This is a genomic window from Lysinibacillus sp. NPDC093692 (genome assembly GCF_050280125.1).
In the GTDB taxonomy this organism is placed as follows: domain Bacteria; phylum Bacillota; class Bacilli; order Bacillales_A; family Planococcaceae; genus Lysinibacillus.
Map to the genome: position 1 here is coordinate 473,371 of NZ_JBNNUW010000001.1, position 19,992 is coordinate 493,362.

16 protein-coding genes are annotated in these 19,992 nt (G+C 37.5%); 11 read left to right on the top strand and 5 right to left on the bottom strand.

What is annotated here, in order from left to right; genetic code table 11:
- Window positions 1-234: 234 nt before the first annotated feature.
- Window positions 235-3,324, bottom strand: a complete 3,090-nt coding sequence (locus ACQKN4_RS02095) for an efflux RND transporter permease subunit (RefSeq protein ID WP_427482002.1) — start codon at window positions 3,322-3,324, stop codon at window positions 235-237.
- A 99-nt stretch (window positions 3,325-3,423) separates the two neighbouring features.
- Between ACQKN4_RS02095 and ACQKN4_RS02100 the strand changes: the two genes are divergently transcribed.
- Window positions 3,424-4,257 carry a TetR/AcrR family transcriptional regulator gene (locus tag ACQKN4_RS02100; protein ID WP_079559692.1) on the top strand — a complete coding sequence of 278 codons (834 nt, stop codon included), beginning with the start codon at window positions 3,424-3,426 and terminating at the stop codon, window positions 4,255-4,257.
- Window positions 4,258-4,475: 218 nt separating this feature from the next.
- Here the strand turns inward: ACQKN4_RS02100 and rnjA are convergent, their stop codons facing one another.
- Together rnjA and ACQKN4_RS02110 are read right to left on the bottom strand one after the other, a co-directional pair.
- Window positions 4,476-6,143 (bottom strand): ribonuclease J1, encoded by a 1,668-nt coding sequence (rnjA, locus tag ACQKN4_RS02105; RefSeq protein WP_079559693.1) that lies wholly within the window; start codon window positions 6,141-6,143, stop codon window positions 4,476-4,478.
- Between the two features lie 5 nt (window positions 6,144-6,148).
- Window positions 6,149-6,358 (bottom strand): DNA-dependent RNA polymerase subunit epsilon, encoded by a 210-nt coding sequence (locus ACQKN4_RS02110; RefSeq protein WP_079559694.1) that lies wholly within the window; start codon window positions 6,356-6,358, stop codon window positions 6,149-6,151.
- Between the two features lie 448 nt (window positions 6,359-6,806).
- On the opposite strand from ACQKN4_RS02110, the gene ACQKN4_RS02115 reads away from it, so the two are divergent.
- A complete protein-coding gene (locus ACQKN4_RS02115; RefSeq protein WP_427482005.1) occupies window positions 6,807-7,577 on the top strand; it encodes a Cof-type HAD-IIB family hydrolase in 771 nt (256 codons plus the stop codon).
- 102 nt (window positions 7,578-7,679) lie between these two features.
- On the opposite strand, the gene ACQKN4_RS02120 is transcribed toward ACQKN4_RS02115, so the two are convergent.
- Window positions 7,680-8,468, bottom strand: coding sequence for a DeoR/GlpR family DNA-binding transcription regulator (locus ACQKN4_RS02120; RefSeq protein WP_079559696.1), 789 nt, complete (start codon window positions 8,466-8,468; stop codon window positions 7,680-7,682).
- A 145-nt stretch (window positions 8,469-8,613) separates the two neighbouring features.
- Between ACQKN4_RS02120 and ACQKN4_RS02125 the strand changes: the two genes are divergently transcribed.
- From ACQKN4_RS02125 to phnX, 5 genes are read left to right on the top strand one after another with little or no spacing between them, the layout of a single operon-like run.
- Window positions 8,614-9,366, top strand: a complete 753-nt coding sequence (locus tag ACQKN4_RS02125) for an ABC transporter ATP-binding protein (RefSeq protein WP_197141672.1) — start codon at window positions 8,614-8,616, stop codon at window positions 9,364-9,366.
- Entirely contained in the window at window positions 9,359-11,023 is a 1,665-nt protein-coding gene (locus ACQKN4_RS02130) for an ABC transporter permease subunit (protein ID WP_427482008.1), read from the top strand. Before ACQKN4_RS02125 ends, ACQKN4_RS02130 begins: the two co-directional genes overlap by 8 nt.
- A complete protein-coding gene (locus ACQKN4_RS02135) occupies window positions 10,986-11,969 on the top strand; it encodes an extracellular solute-binding protein (RefSeq protein ID WP_427482010.1) in 984 nt (327 codons plus the stop codon). The genes ACQKN4_RS02130 and ACQKN4_RS02135 overlap by 38 nt, the downstream gene beginning before the upstream one ends.
- A gap of 15 nt (window positions 11,970-11,984) precedes the next feature.
- Window positions 11,985-13,079 carry a 2-aminoethylphosphonate--pyruvate transaminase gene (gene phnW / locus ACQKN4_RS02140; protein ID WP_427482012.1) on the top strand — a complete coding sequence of 365 codons (1,095 nt, stop codon included), beginning with the start codon at window positions 11,985-11,987 and terminating at the stop codon, window positions 13,077-13,079.
- A complete protein-coding gene (phnX, locus tag ACQKN4_RS02145; protein WP_079559701.1) occupies window positions 13,076-13,882 on the top strand; it encodes a phosphonoacetaldehyde hydrolase in 807 nt (268 codons plus the stop codon). Before phnW ends, phnX begins: the two co-directional genes overlap by 4 nt.
- Before the next feature lie 124 nt (window positions 13,883-14,006).
- Here phnX and def read toward each other — a convergent pair whose 3' ends face one another.
- On the bottom strand, window positions 14,007-14,564 hold the full coding sequence (gene def, locus ACQKN4_RS02150; RefSeq protein WP_427482014.1) for a peptide deformylase: 558 nt from the start codon (window positions 14,562-14,564) through the stop codon (window positions 14,007-14,009).
- 393 nt (window positions 14,565-14,957) lie between these two features.
- Here def and pdhA point away from each other — a divergent pair, with 393 nt between their 5' ends.
- The 4 genes from pdhA to lpdA are packed head-to-tail and all read left to right on the top strand — an operon-like array spanning window position 14,958 to window position 19,866.
- A complete protein-coding gene (gene pdhA, locus ACQKN4_RS02155; protein ID WP_079559703.1) occupies window positions 14,958-16,073 on the top strand; it encodes a pyruvate dehydrogenase (acetyl-transferring) E1 component subunit alpha in 1,116 nt (371 codons plus the stop codon).
- Between the two features lie 3 nt (window positions 16,074-16,076).
- On the top strand, window positions 16,077-17,054 hold the full coding sequence (locus tag ACQKN4_RS02160) for an alpha-ketoacid dehydrogenase subunit beta (protein ID WP_079559704.1): 978 nt from the start codon (window positions 16,077-16,079) through the stop codon (window positions 17,052-17,054).
- A 47-nt stretch (window positions 17,055-17,101) separates the two neighbouring features.
- Window positions 17,102-18,445 (top strand): dihydrolipoamide acetyltransferase family protein, encoded by a 1,344-nt coding sequence (locus tag ACQKN4_RS02165; RefSeq protein ID WP_427482017.1) that lies wholly within the window; start codon window positions 17,102-17,104, stop codon window positions 18,443-18,445.
- A gap of 5 nt (window positions 18,446-18,450) precedes the next feature.
- Complete coding sequence (gene lpdA / locus ACQKN4_RS02170; RefSeq protein ID WP_053483451.1) at window positions 18,451-19,866, top strand: dihydrolipoyl dehydrogenase; 1,416 nt, start codon at window positions 18,451-18,453, stop codon at window positions 19,864-19,866.
- Window positions 19,867-19,992 lie beyond the last annotated feature (126 nt).

Sequence of the window (19,992 nt, forward strand, 5' to 3'; positions counted from 1 at the left end):
TGTTAAGCTTTTTATTTGAGATTGAGAGGGGATGACATTTTGTTAAAACGTATATCATGTAGAAAAGTTGATTGGTGTGAAGGCTGGGGCGACTCCTTGGGGATCAGCAATAGAGGAACGACGGCTAAAAGCATCACATCCTGTGATAACGCCCCCGTGACCAACATCATGCTGTTTCATCAAAATATAGAAAAAAGGCCCCCCTTTAAGGAGAGCCCATTTTACATTTATTTATTAATTTTCTTCAGTGTCTTTTCGGTTTTTCTTTAACATTTTAGATAGCATTTCATACACGATTGGTACAACTACTAATGTTAATAATGTTGAAGATAGTAAACCACCAATTACGGTAATCGCCAGGTCTTTTGAAATTAGACCACTGCCACCATTACCGATTGCCATTGGAATCATCGCACCGATTGTTGCGATAGCAGTCATTAGGATTGGACGTAAACGAGTTGCCCCTGCCTCTAAAATAGCCTCGCGCATAGCAAGTCCGTCACGTTCCATATGGATAATGCGGTCTACTAATACAATGGCGTTTGTTACAACGATACCTATTAGCATTAATAGTCCCATCATAACAGAAACAGAAATAGTTTGATTTGTGACGTACAAGCCGACAAATGCACCGATTACTGCGAATGGTAGTGAGAACAGAATAGCGAATGGTGCTAAACCTTCACCGAATGTAACTACTAGAATGAAGTAAACAATCGCGATTGCAGCTAACATAGCAATGCCAAGTTGTGTGAATGTTTCTTGCATATCTGCAGCCACACCTGCAACGCCAGTCGTTACACCTTTAGGTAAATCTAATTTATCAATTTCTTTATCAGCAGCTGAAGTTGCTTTTGAAATATCGTCACCTTTAATCGTGCCAGAAACTTTTGCGAAATACTCACCTTTTGAGCGAGATAATGTGTTTAACGTAGTGCCTTCTTCTTTTGTTACTAACTCACCGATTGTCATTGTTGTGCCTAAAGCTGTTTGGATTTTAGTAGCTAATACATCATCAATTGATTTAGCTGCAGCTTTTTCTTCGCGTTGTACAATAACATCGATATCTTCACCATCATACTGAACTTTAGTTAAAACTTCAGGCGATGTATTTTCATTTAAAGCCATTACAATTTGAGCAGTAGTTAAACCGTATTGTAGAACATTCTTTTGATCTACTTTTAAGGTATGCTCAACAAATGGATCTTCATTATCAGACTTGATTTCTTCTAATCCATCAACTTCTTTTAATGCGCCTTCCACTTGTTTCACGGCTTTACGAAGCTTATCTAGATTTTCACTATATAATGTGTAACTTACTTCATTTGAAGATCCCGACATTGATGAGAAGTTTTGAGATTTCCATTCTCCTGATTGACCAATGTTCGTTACATAGTCTTCTACTTCTTCGCGTGCTTCAGGGAAGTTCTCCATATCTGGATCGAAGATGAGGTACATTAAGGCACCACCAGCGCCGCCACCCATCATCATTGCCGAAGGATCAACATGTTTAGGGTCATTGATAGAAACTTGCAAAATATCTACGTCTTTGCGTTTCATTAATTCTTTTTCTACTTTTGCAACGTTTGCTTCTGTATCTTTCATTAGCTCGCCTGTAGCAGGAGTATACGTTAAGTACATAACCTTTTCTTCTTGTGAGCCCATGAAGCTGAAGCCAATAAGTGGTGTTAAAGCAAGAGAACCAACAAGCAATACGATCGCAATAACTGATGTAATGATTTTATGGTTTAATGTTTTCTCTAATACACCTTTATACCAAAGAGCTAGTTTACCAACTTCTTTATGTTGACTTTCTTTTTTCTCACCGTATATTTTTTTACGGAATAGGAAGTGAGATAAAGCAGGGACTATGGTAATAGCCACTATTAATGAAGCACCTAGCGCAAATGACATTGTTAACGCAAACGGCATGAATAATTCACCAACCATACCGCCTACAAACATTAGTGGGGCGAATACTGCCACAGTTACTAATGTAGAAGAAAGGATTGGTTTGAACATTTCAATTGTCGCTTCACGAATAAGAACACGACCTGTTAGTTTTTCTTCTTTTAAATGGATACGTCGATAAATATTTTCAACAACTACAATGGAGTCATCGATGACACGACCAATTGCTACGGTAATCGCACCGAGAGTCATAATGTTTAATGTGATATCCATCCAGTTTAAGAGTAGTAATGCCATGAATACTGAAACTGGGATAGAAATAATCGAAATAATTGTTGATTTGAAATCACGTAAAAATAGTAAAATAATTAATACGGCAATGGCACCACCGAATACTGCTTTTTCAATCATTGTGAAGACTGAATCTTCAATTGGTTTACCTTGGTCAAGTGAGATATCCACTTTTAAGCCGTCTAATGATTTTTCTTCGTCTTTCATTAAATCTTTCACTGCATTTACGACTTTTACCGTATTTGCATCTTGAGCTTTAACGATTTGAATCGCAATCGCATCTTCGCCATTTGTACGTGATACAGATTGTACTTTACCTTCGACTTCAATCGTTGCAATATCGCCTAAGCGAACGAATGGTGAAGGATTTGTAGCTGAAGGTGTGACTGGGATCAATAAGTCTTTTAACTGATCGATAGATTGTACTTTACCGTCTACTGATACGGCCTGTTCGCCAACAGTAAATTGGTATAAACCAAGTGATAGTGACATATCACTTGCTTGAATCATTTGCTTGACAGAATCCTCTGTTAAGCCGAGAGCAGCCATTTTCGCTTGATCATATTTAAATGATATTTCATTAATGTGCTGGCCGTTGATAGTTGCTGAAGCAACGCCATCAATTTTTTCGATTTTAGGAAGTAAAATGTCTTCAACTGTTGACGTTAATTCAACAATATCTTCCTTAGAGCTACTAACTGATAAAGCGACAACAGGCATCATATTCATGCTAATTGCCATAACTGTAGGCTTTTGGACACCTTCAGGTAATTTGATAGATTCTAGAGCGGACTCTAATTGGCGTTTTTTCTCATCCATATCAATTCCGTAGTCGTATTCAACTTGAACTTGTGCTACGTTTGAAGAGGAGTTTGAGTAAACAGCCTTTACATCTTCTAAGCTTTCTATTGACTTTTCAAATGGCATGGAAAGCTCATTCATAACCTGTTCAGGTGTTGCGCCTGGATAAACACCCATTACGATTAAATATGGTATAGAAATATCAGGTATGGATTCCATTTTCATTTTTGTACCTGAATAAATACCAGAGACAGTGATGATAATTGTTAATAACCACACTGCCAATTTGTTTTTCAATACGAAATTAACTAAACCTTTCACCTTTACACCTACCCTTTATTGACTAACTTGATTCAGTTATTTATACTAATGACTAATCGGTCATTTGTCAACGATATACATTAGGAGAGAATTAAAAGTATGTTAAAAAAGCAACTTATTATGGAGAAAGCGTTGGAGCTTTTCTCGGAACAAGGCTTTGAAGCTACATCTGTACAGCAAATTACAGAGCGATGTGGAATTTCAAAAGGTGCATTTTATTTATCTTTCAAAACAAAAGACGAGCTTATAATTTCCATGGTAGAGAACTATCTACAACGGTTTGTTACAGATGTTGACCAAGTAGTCAAAAGTTCCCTTAGTAAAGATATCAAATTAGTTGAGTTTTATAAAAGTATTTTTCAAGCATTTAAAAACCATGCTGCACCTGCCCGTGTGTTTTTTAATGAGAAAGTACTTCTTTCAAAAAAAGAGTTGTTTCAGAAAATTATTGCCTATGATGTCGAAATGTCTAAGTCGATTATCTATATGCTGGAACAGCTATATCAAGATGAACTCCACGAGACAAAATATGATGTCATGTATTGTATTAAAGGGTTTATGAAAAGTTATTCAGAACTTTTTATTTTTTCCGATATACCACTCGATTTAGATCAATTGGCTAGATCTCTAGCTGAAAAGACGGAAATTATTGCACGGCATACGACGATTCCATTTATAACCGAAGAGCTCGTTCAATTAACAGCGAAACCTTGTAATGAAGAAGTTTCACAGGAATCTTTACTAGAATTAATTGGACAACATTTAGATGGCTTAGAAGAGTCTATAGAACGCGAGTCTCTTGAATTATTAAAAGTTCAAATCGAAAATACAACCTATAGTAAACCGATTTTAAAAGGATTGATTGAAAATCTACGCTTGCAGCCAGACCATAGATGGGTTGCTTATGTAATAGCTAAATACTTTAATATTTAGGCATGGAACAGGATTGCTCACTCTCAAGGGTGAACAATCCTATTTTATTGACATTAAAGAGAGGTCGTACGAAAAATAGAAGTTTTAGTGGCTCTTATGTAATAGTCTAGGGAGTAAAATTGAGTTGTTATTACTATATACGAAACAAATAGCAAAGAGGTTTCAGAAAAATGAAAATAAAAAAACTACGCAAATTTGCGTAGTTTTTTGTAATGAGGTTAAACCTCCATAATAATCGGTAAAATCATAGGTCGACGTTTTGTTTTTTCAAATAAATATGGTCCTAATACGTCAGTAATTTCATTTTTCAGCTCAGTCCATTGAGGAGTCTTGCTTTGAATTGACTCATTCAGGTGACGATTTAGCATTTTTTGTGCTTCATTAATCATCGTACCTGACTCACGCATATAAACAAAGCCTCGTGAAATAATGTCTGGGCCAGAAACCATTTTTTGATTTTCCATATCCACACTTACAACAACGATCACTAAACCTTCTTCAGAAAGAATGCGTCGATCACGTAAGACGATATTGCCGATATCTCCAATACCATTGCCATCAATATAAACGTCTCCTGAAGGGATACGACCTGCAACATGTGCTTCATTGGCACTTAATGCTAGCACGTCACCATTCTCCATAACGAATGAATTTTCAAGTGGAACATCACAATCTTCTGCTAGATGAGTATGCATTTTCAACATACGGAATTCACCGTGAATTGGCATAAAGAATTTAGGCTTCATTAAGCGTAGCATCAATTTTTGTTCTTCTTGAGAACCGTGACCAGACGTATGGATATTATTAAGTGCACCATGAATAACTTCTGCACCTGCACGGAAAAGTAAGTTGATAATCTTATTTACACTTACCGTATTTCCTGGTACTGGCGAAGAAGAGAAGATAACTGTGTCACCAGGCTGAATTTGGATTTGACGATGTGTGCCATTTGCGATACGAGAAAGGGCCGCCATCGGTTCACCTTGAGAGCCTGTACATAATATCATTACTTCATTGGCAGGGAGACGATTAATGCTTTGGGCATCAATAAATGTATCCTTTGGTGCATTAATATAGCCTAGTTCACGACCGATTGTAATGGCATTGTCCATCGAACGTCCGAAGACAGCAATTTTTCTTCCGTATTTTATAGCAGCATCTGTTGCTTGCTGTAAACGGTGAATATTGGATGCGAAAGTTGCAAAAATGATACGACTATCAACCTTGCGGAAAATTTCGTCGATACTTTTTCCAACTGTACGCTCTGACATAGTGAAGTTCGGCTTTTCTGCATTTGTACTATCTGAAAGTAAGCATAGTACTCCGTCACGTCCGATTTCAGCCATTTTTGTTAAGTTGGCTGGCTCGCCTACGGGTGTAAAATCAAATTTAAAGTCACCTGTATGCACGATGTTACCGGGTGGTGTTTTTACAACAATCCCGTAAGCATCTGGAATACTATGTGTTGTTCTAAAGAAGCTAACAGATGTTTTTCTGAACTTAATAACATCCTCTTCTTTGATTTCGATAAGCTTTGTTGTACGTAGTAAGCCATGTTCGTCTAACTTATTGCGAAGTAAGCCAAGTGCAAGCTTACCACCGTAGACAGGGACATTTACTTGACGTAATAAGTAGGGAATACCACCGATATGGTCTTCATGTCCATGGGTAATGAATAATCCTTTAATCTTGTCGACGTTGCGTACTAAATACGTATAGTCCGGAATAACATAGTCAATACCGAGTAAGTCGTCTTCTGGGAATTTAATGCCGGCATCAATTAAAATGATTTCATCTTGAAATTGAACGCCGTAAGTGTTTTTGCCGATTTCGCCCAGTCCGCCGAGCGCGAAAACAGCTGCTTGGTCATTTTTAACAAACTTCATGTTTGTTAAATTTCCTCTAAGACGAAGTTCGGACTTGCTTGTTCGTAAGCTAAATAGTTACCTTCAAGCAGTTGAATGAACTCGATGTTGTAGTTTCGGTCTTTTAGCTTTTCACGTACTTCGCGGTCTGAAGCAGCTTCAAGGTATAGACTTTTAGTATTTTCGCGAACTGGAATTTCATTTGCTTTTTCTTGGTAATAAACTTTGTAAATCATAGTTTGCTCTCCTTTTATTGCGTACAATTTTTTGCAGCTTTGACTAATACCACGCACGTACTACAAGAAAAAACAACGAATTTCTAGTATACTAATGGCGAAATTAGGCGTTTGAAGTTCTTGTATCTCAGTGTTTTAATCCAGACGTAATTACAACAAGTTGCAATTGAATAAAGCAATGAGCCAGTGGTTGCACATAGCCAAATAAATGCATTTCCTTTATATTATCACGCAGTTACTCTAAAATAAAGAAAAGCCCTTCAAATAATGAAGGGCAAATGTTAGGCAATTGATTTTTTTCCGAGTACGCCGCGAAGTTGCTTCAACAATTTGCGTTTGAGTTTCTTCAGCATGGCACATCACTCCTTAGGATCATTATAATGGAAAATCATACCTCTGTAAAGTCGTTGGCCTTTGCAGAATAATACATAATGAAGGGGACTATAAGATGAAGAAAATATTATTTTTTGATGTAGATGGTACGCTTTATAATAGTGAGAAAATATTACCTGCTTCTGCGAAAGAAGCGCTTTTTGAGGCTCGTCGAAATGGCTATGAGCTAGCGATTGCAACTGGCCGTGCGCCTTTTATGATTCAAACCTTACTAGAAGAGTTGGATATTAATACGTATGTGACATTTAATGGGCAATATGTTGTTTATCGTGGTGAGGTTGTCTATACAAATGGTGTTGAGAAAGACGAGCTAGCCGAAATCATTGCCTTTGGCGAAGCACGGAACGAACCTGTAGTATTTTTAGATGACAAGCAAATGATTGCATCTGTTGAAAATAACGCTATGGTGGCAGAAAGCTTAAATACTTTAAAATACCAGTATCCAAATTTAGACTCAACTTATTATATGCAGAACGATGTATATCAAACACTTATTTTTATGGAAGAAAAAGATGAACATTTATATCGTGAAGCATTTCCTAATGTGCAGTTTGTACGCTGGCATCGCTATTCTTGTGATATTTTACCAAATGGAGGCTCGAAGGCTGTTGGTATTGAAAAGGTTCTTGAAAAAATGGGGCTGACACAAAATGATGCCATTGCTTTTGGAGATGGTATGAATGATATAGAAATGCTACAGGCTGTTGGGACAGGTGTGGCGATGGGGAATGGACATGAGAGAGTAAAGGCTATTGCTACCCATATTGCGGAGCATGTAGATGAGGATGGCCTTGCTAAAATCATGCGCCAATTAAATATTATCTAAAGAAATGAAAGAGAAGCAACTAGTTGGAGGATTGACTGCAGCTAGTTGCTTTTTTTAGTGAATTTCACAAGCGTGTTGATTAACCATTTTTATCTACTCTTATTAATTAGAAGACTCTGATTCAGTTTCTATGTTTGTTCTTACTATTTTTAACTGTACACCTTTATCCGTGAAATGATTGATTGTTTTTTTAGAGAGTCCACAATCTGTAATAATCATATTTACGGCATCTGCTGGACAAACTTGAATAGCGACATCTTTGTCAAATTTTGAAGAGTCAGCTGCTACATACACAGTTTGGGAAATATTGATAATTTGTTTTCGGGTAATAGCCTCCTCTAAATTGAAATCTGAAATTCCTTTTTCAATCGACACCCCACTAGCACAAATAAAAGCTTTATTAATATTTAGATGATCGAAGCGGAAGAGGAAATCATTAGACGTTACAGATTTTTCTGAATGCCGAACTTTACCGCCGATAATGATCACTTCGATATTGGAGCCGATTAAATCAAAGGCTACAGGAAGTGAGTTTGTAATAACGGTTAATTTTTCTTTTTCTAATAAAAAAGGTGTCATTTGATATGTGGTCGTTCCACTATCTAAAAAAATACACTCCCCATCTTGTACTAAAGAAGCGCAAGCTTTTGCGATCGCGATCTTTTCTGGTAGCTGTTCATGAAGTCGGTTATCCATCAACCCCTCAACAGGTTCAATATATTTAACACCGCCATAAAACTTCTCCATCTTCCTATCTAGCACAAGCTGTTGAATATCACGACGGATTGTTTCCATTGAAACGTTAAACTCTTTTGTTAATGTTACTAATTTTACTACTTTATGTTTCCGAACAAATTGCAAAATATGCTGTTGCCTTTCTATTGTATACATTTCATCACCTCTACTAAATAATAATCGAAATGAACGCAACCTTGTCAAAAGTTGGTCAGAATTTACTCAACATTTACACAAATCTGTAATTCCTTTTACAAATTGTCCCTATACTAAGGTTCAGAACTAAAGAGAGGTGACCAATTTGTTAGAACTAAAAAATATCTCGAAAAACTATAAAAATAAAAAAGTTTTAATGAATATAAATTTAAACATTCAATCGGGTGAAATAGTTTCGTTACTAGGACCGAGTGGTTGTGGGAAAACAACTTTACTCAATATTATTCTAGGTCTTACTCAACAAACGAATGGACAGCTTTTTTACAACGGACAAGATATATCGAAACAATCTATGCAAGATCGAGGGTTTAATATTGTTTTTCAGGACTTTGCGTTGTTCCCGCATTTAAATGCTTATGACAATATCGTCTATGGTTTGAAAAATAAAAAAGAAGGAATGTCAAAAAAAGAGGTGCAGGAATATATAGACTTTTTAGAACTGACCCCACATTTACATAAAAAGATTCATGAGTTATCAGGCGGGCAAAAACAGCGTGTCTCTATAGCTAGAACGCTTGTGATGCAGCCTAAAATATTATTGTTGGATGAACCGTTAAGTGCGCTTGATGGTGTGATAAAGGAATCGATTAAGGAACGTATTCAATCCATTGCTCGCCAATTTAATTTAACGACAATCATTGTCACGCACGATCCAGAGGAAGCTCTCACACTATCAGATAAAGTGCTAATTATTAATGAGGGAACTGTTTCGCAATTTGGAACGCCGCAAGAAATAGTAAATACACCAGAAAACCAATTTGTTGAAGATTTTATATTAAGACAACTTCATATAAAACGTCATAACATTTATCAGCTATTTGGAGAATCGTATGCTTAAAACAAATAAAATAATGAAATTGATTTTTCTTCCGATTATTTTCTTTTTTGTATTCTTTTTAATTGTTCCGTTACTGTATATGTTTTGGCAATCTTTAAAAAAGGGGAAGGCCGTCACCATTCAAAACTATGTGGAAACATTGCAAAATGTGGAGATTCGTGATGCGTTTTTCAATAGTTTTCAAGTCTCTTTAATAGCAGCTTTGATCACGACAATTTTGGCTTTTTTATTGGCCTATGCTGTTCATTTTACAACGATGCATCGATTTACGAAAAAGCTTGTTCAAGTGGGTATTACATTACCGATGCTATTACCAACCATAACATATGGCTTTGTACTGATTTATACCTTTGGCAATCAAGGGATTATTACGAAGATACTTGGTCAGCCCTTGTTTACGGTTTATGGATTTAACGGTTTATTAATTGGTTATGTGCTGTATACATTGCCTGTTGCTTTTATATTAATGCAAAATTCTATGCAATATATTGATAAAAGATTTCTGCTAGTTTCCATGCTGATGCATGATCGTCCATACCGAAGATTTTATCATACAGTATTTCGTCCGATGCTAGGGACGATTGGTGGGGCATTCATACTATCGTTTGTGTTAAGTTTTACAGATTTCGGGATACCTGCGTCAGTTGGTGGTAGCTACAAAGTTATTGCTACTGAGCTATATCAAGCGATGCTTGGTTCCATTGTACATTTCGAGAGAGGTGCAGTGATTTCGATTTTAATGTTAGTACCTGCAGTGCTTGGTGTCGTTATGTTAACAATTTTGGAACGATTTAATTTTAATTATAAGGAGGTTTCTAAAAGTGACCTCGTTGTCCATCGTTTCCGTGATGTAATGTTTACTGTTTTCTCGTTTGTTTGTGTAGGTGCGGTATTAATCATGTTTTCAACAATATTTATAATACCTTTTACGAAAGGATATCCATATGATTTCAGCTTTACATTTGAGCATGTGAAAAACGTACTAGCTGAACAGGGCTTGAAGCAAGTTTATATGAACTCGCTAATAGTGGCTGTTTTGACAGCTGTTTTAGGTGTGGCTGTAGCGTTTGTGTCCGCTCTATTAAATGTACGAACACCGCTTAAAGGAAGGAAAAGCATAGATTTTGCTTCAATGGTTACGAATACTGTGCCGGGCATGGTACTTGGTCTGTCTTACTTGTTTTTCTTTAATGGGAGTTCCTTAAAAGGGACATTCCTCATCATTATTGCGTGTAATGTCGTTCACTTCTTTACAACACCATATTTAATGGCGAAAAATTCATTGCAAAAAATGGATCCGACATGGGAAGTGACAGCAGAGCTATTAAAAGATTCATGGTTGAAAACGGTTATTCGCGTTATTTTACCGAATATTAGACCTACGATTTATCAAATGTTTAGCTATTATTTTTTAAACGCTATGGTGACTGTTAGCGGGGTAATTTTCCTTGTTAGCACGAAAACGATGCTTGTATCGACACGTATAAAAGAACTTCAACATTTCGCGAAGTATACAGACATTTTTGTTCTATCGATTTTTATTTTATGTACAAACCTCATTGTGAAATTAGGTTGTGACTATATAGCAACACCTAAAGAAAAAACAAAGGAGCATAAAGATGAAAAAATCAACAGTAATGATGTTAGGTACAGTTAGCTCAGCAATTGTTTTGGCTGCATGTGGAGGAGTGGAAGCGGGTTCGAACGATCAAGTTATTATTTATTCAAATGCGGATGATGAAGCAATTGATGTCATGGAAGCAACATTAGATAACAAGGGGTATAAAGGTAAATATTTAATACAATCATTCGGAACGTCTGAACTGGGCGGGAAAATAATGGCGGAGGGGAAAGACATTGAGGCAGATGTCGTAACAACAGCTTCTTATTTTATAGAAAGTGCGCAAAAATCTAAATCTATGTTTGTAGATGTATCTTCTGATTTAAAGCCTTTAGATGATGGTTCTACATTTGCATTACCGATTTTAGGGAATATCGGCTCGATTTTTATTAATACGGATTTATTAAAACAAAAAGGTTTGCCAGTTCCAACATCTATAAAGGATTTAACAAACCCTGCCTATAAAGATTTATTGTCATTTCCTAATATTCTAGACTCGTCAACAGGTTGGTTGTTAGTGCAGGCCATTATTAATGAGTATGGAGAAAAAGAGGGTAAAGAACTATTAGCTGATTTAATCAAAAATGCTGGACCGCATATCGAAAGCTCGGGCTCTGGGCCTATTAAAAAAGTAAAAACGGGCGAGGTAGCTGTAGGGTTTGGTCTACGGATTCAAGCTATTGATGCTAAAAAAGAAGGGATACCGATTGATTATATCGATCCAATAGAAGGTAACTTTACATTAACAGAATCAGTGGCTGTAGTAGATAAAGAGGGGGATGAAGCGTTAGCGCATGAAATAGCCAAAGTAATCGCAACGGAGGCCCGCCCTGATTTATTGAAGCAATATCCTGTAGCTCTTTATGAAGGTGAGCAAGTAAATGAAGAGTATGTGCCTAAACATTTAAAGAAATGGGACACGACATTAACGGTAGACCTATTGGAAAAACATCAAGCTTTCTTTAAAGAAGCGCAAAAATAAGGAGATATCAATTTTATGAACAACTATAAATTGTTAACGCCAGGTCCTTTAACGACAACTGCAGCAGTAAAACAAGAGATGTTAAAAGATCGTTGCACATGGGATGACGATTATAAAAGTGTCACACAAACAATACGTAAGCAGCTTTTAGAGTTAGCACAAGTGACAGAAACGGATTATACAACGGTTCTTATGCAGGGAAGTGGTAGTTTTGTTGTAGAATCTGTGTTAACAACTGCTGTTGGAGAGGAAGATAAAGTACTTATTATCACAAATGGTGCTTACGGTGAACGCATTGTTGAAATGGCAAAAGTGCTTAAACTACAGCACGCGGTCTATAGTGTTCCTTATAATGAACAGCCGTCACCACTCGAAGTGAAAGCGCTGTTGGAAAGTGATTTAACAATAACACATGTGGCTATTGTACATTGTGAGACGACAACGGGCATTTTAAATCCTATTCATGAAATAGGAGGCGTTGTCAAAGGGTTGGATAAAACGTTTATCGTTGATGCGATGAGTAGCTTCGGTGGCGTACCAATGGATTTAAAAGCATTAGGGATTGATTATTTAATTAGCAGTGCTAATAAATGTATCCAAGGGGTACCTGGATTTGGGTTTGTTATCGCAAAGATTGATGAATTAGAAAAGTGTAAAGGGCAAGCTAGAAGTGTTGCATTAGATTTATATAATCAGTGGGAAGTGATGAAACTCGATGGAAAATGGCGTTTTACATCCCCTACACATGTAGTAGCAGCTTTTGCGAAGGCATTAGAGGAACTTGTGGAAGAAGGAGGGATACGTACTCGTTACGAACGATATGCGAATAATAATCGTATACTTCGTACTCAATTGCAAGCACTTGGTTTTAACGCTTATATTTCAGAGGGGTTACAATCACCTATTATTACGACATTTTTATTCCCTTATGAAGGGTTCTCCTTCGATCATTTCTATAGTGCGATGAAAAAAGCAGGATTTGTCATTTATCCGGGGAAACTAACAGATGTGGATACATTCCGAATTGGCAATATTGGAGATATTCATGAAGATGATATGAAGACATTGTGTAAGGTTATCGAAAATTATATGGTGGTGATAAAAAAATGAAGATTGAAGCGATTATTTTAGATTGGGCAGGTACAACTGTTGATTTTGGTTGCTTTGCTCCTGTGAATGTTTTTCTTACAGTTTTTGAAGATGTGGGAATCAAGGTTACGCTAGAGGAAGCACGTAAACCGATGGGCATGTTGAAAATAGATCATATTCGTACAATGCTTGAAATGCCAAGAATTCGTGAGGCATGGAACGAAAAGTATGGACGAGATTTTACGCAAGAGGATGTCTACGCTTTATATATGCAGTTTGAATCAAAGTTAATGGAATCTTTAGCGACTTACACGGATCCGATTCAGTATGTGATAGAAACGATACAACAATTAAAAGAAGAGGGTATTCGTATCGGTTCCACAACGGGATATACAGACTTGATGATGGAGGTAGTGACTCCGCATGCAGCGGCTAAAGGATATGAACCTGATTTTTTAGTAACACCTACTCAATTAGGAGATAAAGGACGCCCTTACCCATATATGATTTTTAAAAATATGGAGGCATTAGGGATTAAGTCAACGAAGCAAGTGGTGAAGATTGGTGATACAACTTCAGATATTCAAGAAGCTCTAAATGCAGGTGTATGGGCTGTTGGTGTTATTATTGGCAGCTCTGAAATGGGGTTATCTGAAGAAGAGTATTGGGCTTTATCTGAGGAAGAGCAGCAATTTGCTGTTGAAAAAACAGCAATAATATTTAAAGAAACAGGTGCGCATTATACGATTCGAACGATGAAAGAGCTCCCTGCATTATTGGAAAAAATTAATGAACGTTTAGAACGAGGAATCGTAACGGTTTAATGCCTCAGGTGGATGCTAGACTAATCCCGAAGTTAAAGTGTCAGATGAATATCATAGCGAGGCAAGAAAAAGTAAACCCCGCAGTTTAAAAAAACTGCAGGGGTTTGCTTTCTTTTTCGTGCGCCTAATCGCGCTCATATGGTGTAGAATCTGGAATTTCCGCAAATGGATTTTTTTCATTGATGCGGTCGTAAAACATAACGCCGTTAAGGTGGTCTAATTCGTGTTGGAAGGCTATAGCAGGCATTCCTTTAAGGCGCATTTTTTTCTCTTCACCGTCAACGGTTTTAAATTTAACTGTAACACGAGCATGACGCGGTACATAGCCTGGAACATTGCGATCTACAGAAAGACAGCCCTCGCCTGTTGCAAGGTACGTGTTTTCTACTGAGTGACTAACGATTTTTGGGTTGATTGCTACAAAACTTAATTGTTCGCCATTCTCGTCTGTTAAATGAAGGGCAAACATTCGATGGAGGCTATTTACTTGATTGGCAGCTAGTCCAATGCCGCTACGTAGGTTATATTTATCTGCCATTTCGGGATCTTGGCTGTATATTAAATATTGAAGCATGTCTTCTGCGAGTTGTTTTACTTCATCGGTTAAAGGGAAATTTACCTCCTCGGCTTTTGTGCGTAAAGTCGGATGACCTTCGCGAATAATATCATCCATTAAAATCATATATGAATCTTCCTTTCGACTTTGTAGTGTCTTACTTATAAGTATACATCACGTCTTTAAACAATCACATGAAAAAAACCTTATTTGAATATACTTAAAAAATTTTTCAATAGCTATTAGATTGTCTGAAACTGGGCATTCTACTATTGGTAATCATGTAGGAGAACGTAATAATTGAGTACCTTTAATATGGTGTTATAATACAGAAAAAATTAATTAATGGTACAGTATGGAACAGAGTTGTTTAATTGTTATGTTAGAAAAAATCTTTGTTTGTACGCGTAATATATGATTGACCGACAGTATTTTATTCAGTATACTGAGTGCAAAGAATAAGTTGTACTAGTTGAAACGGTGATTTATTTTAATACAGCTGAAAGGGAGATGTGACAAATGAGCAAGAAAAACAATAATATTTTTGATGCTAAACAAACGCTAACTGAAATCGAAGATAAGTTTGAAATGTTTCAAATTTTGAATGAAGAAGGCGAAATTATAAATGAAGAGGCAGACCCAAAGCTATCTGATGAGGAACTAGTTGAGTTAATGACGCGTATGGTTTATACACGTATTTTAGACCAACGATCTATCTCTCTTAACCGTCAAGGTCGCTTAGGCTTCTATGCACCAACTGCTGGGCAAGAAGCTTCACAACTTGCGTCACACTTTGCATTAGAAAAAGAAGATTGGATTTTACCGGGTTACCGTGATGTACCACAAATCGTATGGCATGGTTTACCTTTAGATAAAGCGTTTTTATTCTCACGCGGTCATTTTGCGGGGAACCAAGTTCCTGAGGGCGTAAACGTATTAGCACCTCAAATTATTATCGGTGCACAATATATTCAAGCAGCAGGTGTAGCTCTTGGTATTCAAAAACGTGGTAAAAAGGCAGTGGCAGTAACTTATACAGGTGATGGTGGTTCATCACAAGGGGATTTCTATGAAGGCATTAACTTTGCAGGTGCATTTAAATCACCAGCAATCTTCATTGTACAAAATAACCAATTCGCCATTTCAACACCTCGCGAATTACAAACAGCTGCAAAAACAATCGCTCAAAAAGGTGTAGCAGCAGGCTTACCAAGTATTTTAGTAGATGGAATGGATGCGCTAGCAGTTTACGTAGCAACACGTGATGCACGTGAGCGCGCAGTAAATGGCGAAGGTCCAACTTTAATTGAAACAATGTGCTATCGCTATGGTCCTCATACAATGGCAGGGGATGACCCAACGCGTTACCGTACATCAGATACAGATAATGAATGGGCACAAAAAGACCCTCTTGTACGCTTCCGTAAATACCTTGAGGCAAAAGGTCTGTGGGATGAGCAAAAAGAAGAGGCTGTTATTGAGCGTGCAAAAGAAGAAATTAAAGAAGCAATCAAAAAAGCCGATGCTGCTCCAAAACAAAAAGTAACAGAGTTAATGGAAAACATGTATAAAGGCGAAATGCCATCTAATTTAAAAGAACAGTATGAAATCTACAAAGAGAAGGAGTCGAAATAACCTATGGCACAAATGACGATGATTCAAGCAATTACAGATGCACTTCGCACAGAATTAAAGAATGATGAAAACGTTCTTGTATTCGGAGAAGATGTAGGTGTCAACGGTGGGGTATTCCGCGCAACTGAAGGCCTACAAAAAGAATTTGGTGTTGACCGTGTATTCGATACACCGTTAGCAGAATCAGGTATTGGTGGCTTAGCGGTCGGTCTTTCTCTACAAGGTTTCCGTCCGGTTCCTGAAATCCAGTTCTTCGGCTTTGTATATGAAGTAATGGACTCAATCAGTGGTCAATTAGCACGTATGAGCTACCGTAGCGGTGGTGTCTATAATGCACCAGTAACAATCCGTTCTCCGTTTGGTGGAGGTGTGCATACACCTGAAATGCACTCTGATAGCTTAGAAAGCTTAATGACAGCACAGCCAGGTTTAACAGTTGTTGTGCCATCAACACCATACGATGCTAAAGGTTTACTTATTTCATCTATTCGAAATGATAACCCAGTCATTTTCTTAGAGCATTTAAAATTATATCGTTCATTCCGTGAAGAGGTACCTGAGGAAGCATACGAAATTCCACTAGGTAAAGCGGATGTAAAACGTGAAGGTAAAGATTTAACAATTATTGCCTACGGTTTAATGGTTCACGAAAGCTTAAAGGCAGCAGAGGAACTAGAAAAAGAAGGTCACTCTGTAGAAGTAATTGATTTACGTACAATCCAACCAATTGATATTGAGACAATTATTGCGTCTGTTGAAAAAACAGGTCGTGCAATCGTTGTACAAGAGGCTCAAAAACAAGCAGGTATTGCTGCAAACGTAGTGGCTGAAATTACAGAGCGCGCGATTTTAAGTTTAGAAGCACCTGTACTTCGTGTAGCTGCACCAGATACTGTGTACCCATTCCCACAAGCTGAAGGTGTTTGGTTACCGAACTATAAAGATGTAATGGAAACAGCTAAAAAAGTTTTAACATTCTAATGTAACTTCTAAACTTGAAAGACAGCAAATAGAAAGGATGGGTACACATGGCATTTGAATTTAGATTACCGGATATTGGCGAGGGTATTCACGAAGGCGAAATTGTTAAGTGGTTCGTTAAAGCTGGAGATACAGTAAAAGAAGACGATATTCTTTGTGAAGTACAAAATGATAAAGCAGTAGTAGAGATTCCGTCTCCAGTTGAAGGGACAGTAGAAGAAGTTTTAGTAGGAGAAGGCACAGTAGCAGTTGTTGGTGATGTCTTAATCCGCCTTGATGCACCTGGCTATGAAGATTTAAAGCTAAAAGGTGATGACCATGCTGAAGCGAAAACAGAGGCTCAAGTTCAGGCGACTGCTGAGTATGGTAAGGAAGTAGCAAAGGCACCTGTTGAAGTTGAGCAGGCTCCAGAGAAAGCTACTGAAAAGACTGAAACTGTTGTGGTAGCTGAAGATAATAAGCGTATCATTGCAATGCCATCAGTACGTAAATTTGCACGAGACAATGATGTGAATATTCGTGAAGTTAATGGTACAGGCAAAAATGGTCGTATTTTAAAACAAGATATTGAGAATTTCCTAAAAGGTGGAGGCGATGTAGAGGCTGAAGCAGCAGCACCAGTGGCTAATGAAGAAGCTGTGCAGCAAGAAACAACTACACAAGTAGCACCAGTAGTCCTTGAAGGTGATTTCCCTGAAACACGTGAGAAAATGTCGGGCATTCGAAAAGCGATTGCAAAAGCGATGGTTCACTCGAAACAAACGGCTCCACATGTTACACTAATGGATGAAGTCGATGTAACAGCTCTAGTAGCACATCGCAAAAAATTCAAAGATATCGCTGCTGAAAAAGGTGTTAAATTAACGTACTTACCATATGTAGTTAAAGCGCTAATTTCAACTTTACGCGAATTCCCAGAATTTAACCGCTCATTAGATGATGCAACACAAGAAATTATTCAGAAGCATTATTACAATATTGGTATTGCAGCAGATACAGAAAAAGGCTTGCTAGTACCAGTTATTAAGCACGCGGATCGTAAATCTGTTTTTGCAGTATCAAATGAAATTAATGAATTAGCGACTAAAGCGCGTGAAAGCAAGCTTGCACCACATGAAATGAAGGGCGCTTCGATGTCGATTACGAATATCGGCTCTGCAGGAGGACAATGGTTTACTCCGGTAATTAATCATCCTGAAGTAGCGATACTAGGTATTGGTCGAATTTCAGAAAAACCTGTAATAAAAAATGGTGAAATTGTAGCCGCACCTGTGTTAGCATTATCATTGAGCTTTGATCATCGTATGATTGATGGAGCCACTGCGCAAAATGCTTTAAATCACTTAAAGCGTTTGTTAAGTGAACCAGAATTATTATTAATGGAGGCGTAACAAAAATGGTAGTAGGAGATTTTCCAATCGAAACAGATACTCTTGTCATTGGTTCAGGTCCTGGAGGATATGTAGCAGCAATTCGTGCAGCTCAAACTGGCCAAAAAGTAACAATCGTTGAAAAAAATGTACTTGGTGGTGTGTGCTTAAACGTAGGTTGTATCCCATCAAAAGCATTAATTTCAGTAGGTCACCGTTTTGAGCATGCTAAACATTCAGATGACATGGGTATCATCGCTTCTGATGTGAAATTAGACTTCTCAAAAGCACAAGCATTTAAAGACAGCGTTGTTAAAAAATTAACTGGCGGTGTTGAAGGCTTACTTAAAGGTAATAAAGTTGAAATTGTACAAGGTGAAGCTTATTTCGTTGACGCTCATTCAGTGCGTATCATCAATGGTGAATCTGCTCAAACTTACACATTTAACAATGTAATTATCGCAACGGGTTCTCGCCCAGTTGAAATTCCAACATTTAAATTCTCTGATCGCGTACTAAATTCTACTGGCGCACTTTCTTTACAAGAAGTACCAGGTAAATTAGTCGTTATCGGTGGAGGCTATATTGGTACAGAGTTAGGTTCAGCATATGCTAACCTTGGCTCACAAGTAACAATTATCGAAGGCGGAAAAGATATCTTAGCTGGCTTCGAAAAACAAATGACACAAATCGTGAAAAAAGGCCTTAAAAAGAAAGGCGTTGAAATGGAAGTAAACGCATCTGCAAAAGGCGTTGAAGAAACAGAAAACGGCGTAGTAGTAACATATGAAGTTGGCGGAGAAGAGAAAAAAGTTGAAGCTGACTACGTATTAGTAACTGTAGGTCGTCGTCCAAATACAGATGAAATGGGCCTTGCTGAAATCGGTGTTGAATTCGGTGAACGTGGTCTTATCAATGTTGACAAACAATGCCGTACAAATATTCCAAACATCTATGCAATTGGTGATATTGTAGCTGGTCCTCAGCTTGCTCATAAAGCATCTTACGAAGGTAAAGTTGCTGCTGAAGCAATCGCTGGTGAAAAATCAATCGTTGATTATTTAGCTATTCCTGCTGTATGCTTCACAGATCCAGAAATGGCAACAGTTGGTTATAACGAAGATGAAGCGAAAGCTGAAGGCATCGAATACACTGCAGCGAAATTCCCATTCGCAGCAAATGGTCGTGCACTTGCATTAAACCAAACAGAAGGTTTCGTGAAGCTAGTTGCGCGTAAAGAAGATGGCTTATTAATCGGTGCTCAAATCGTAGGTGCTGGTGCATCAGATATGATCGCTGAAATGGGCTTAGCTATTGAAGGCGGTATGACTGCTGAAGATATCGCGTTAACAATCCATGCTCACCCAACATTAGGTGAAATTACAATGGAAGCTGCTGAGGTATTACTTGGCAATCCAATCCATATTGTAGCAAAAAAATAATAAAGTTTATGAAAACGGCTATAAAGCATTTGCTTTGTAGCCGTTTTTTTGTATATTACATGTAATTTTGATAAAGTAATTATATCGAATGAATATTCTAAAAATATAGTTCGGTTGGGAACGTAT

What these genes read in the sequence shown, in the direction of transcription:
- def (WP_427482014.1), bottom strand. Translation starts at nt 14,564, where the DNA reads ATGATTTTAATGGATGATATTATTCGCGAAGGTCATCCGACTTTACGC.
- ACQKN4_RS02130 (WP_427482008.1), top strand. Translation starts at nt 9,359, where the DNA reads ATGCTTAAAACAAATAAAATAATGAAATTGATTTTTCTTCCGATTATT.
- phnW (WP_427482012.1), top strand. Translation starts at nt 11,985, where the DNA reads ATGAACAACTATAAATTGTTAACGCCAGGTCCTTTAACGACAACTGCA.
- ACQKN4_RS02135 (WP_427482010.1), top strand. Translation starts at nt 10,986, where the DNA reads ATGAAAAAATCAACAGTAATGATGTTAGGTACAGTTAGCTCAGCAATT.
- ACQKN4_RS02160 (WP_079559704.1), top strand. Translation starts at nt 16,077, where the DNA reads ATGGCACAAATGACGATGATTCAAGCAATTACAGATGCACTTCGCACA.
- ACQKN4_RS02120 (WP_079559696.1), bottom strand. Translation starts at nt 8,468, where the DNA reads ATGTATACAATAGAAAGGCAACAGCATATTTTGCAATTTGTTCGGAAA.
- ACQKN4_RS02115 (WP_427482005.1), top strand. Translation starts at nt 6,807, where the DNA reads ATGAAGAAAATATTATTTTTTGATGTAGATGGTACGCTTTATAATAGT.
- phnX (WP_079559701.1), top strand. Translation starts at nt 13,076, where the DNA reads ATGAAGATTGAAGCGATTATTTTAGATTGGGCAGGTACAACTGTTGAT.
- rnjA (WP_079559693.1), bottom strand. Translation starts at nt 6,143, where the DNA reads ATGAAGTTTGTTAAAAATGACCAAGCAGCTGTTTTCGCGCTCGGCGGA.
- lpdA (WP_053483451.1), top strand. Translation starts at nt 18,451, where the DNA reads ATGGTAGTAGGAGATTTTCCAATCGAAACAGATACTCTTGTCATTGGT.
- ACQKN4_RS02100 (WP_079559692.1), top strand. Translation starts at nt 3,424, where the DNA reads ATGTTAAAAAAGCAACTTATTATGGAGAAAGCGTTGGAGCTTTTCTCG.
- ACQKN4_RS02165 (WP_427482017.1), top strand. Translation starts at nt 17,102, where the DNA reads ATGGCATTTGAATTTAGATTACCGGATATTGGCGAGGGTATTCACGAA.
- pdhA (WP_079559703.1), top strand. Translation starts at nt 14,958, where the DNA reads ATGAGCAAGAAAAACAATAATATTTTTGATGCTAAACAAACGCTAACT.
- ACQKN4_RS02110 (WP_079559694.1), bottom strand. Translation starts at nt 6,358, where the DNA reads ATGATTTACAAAGTTTATTACCAAGAAAAAGCAAATGAAATTCCAGTT.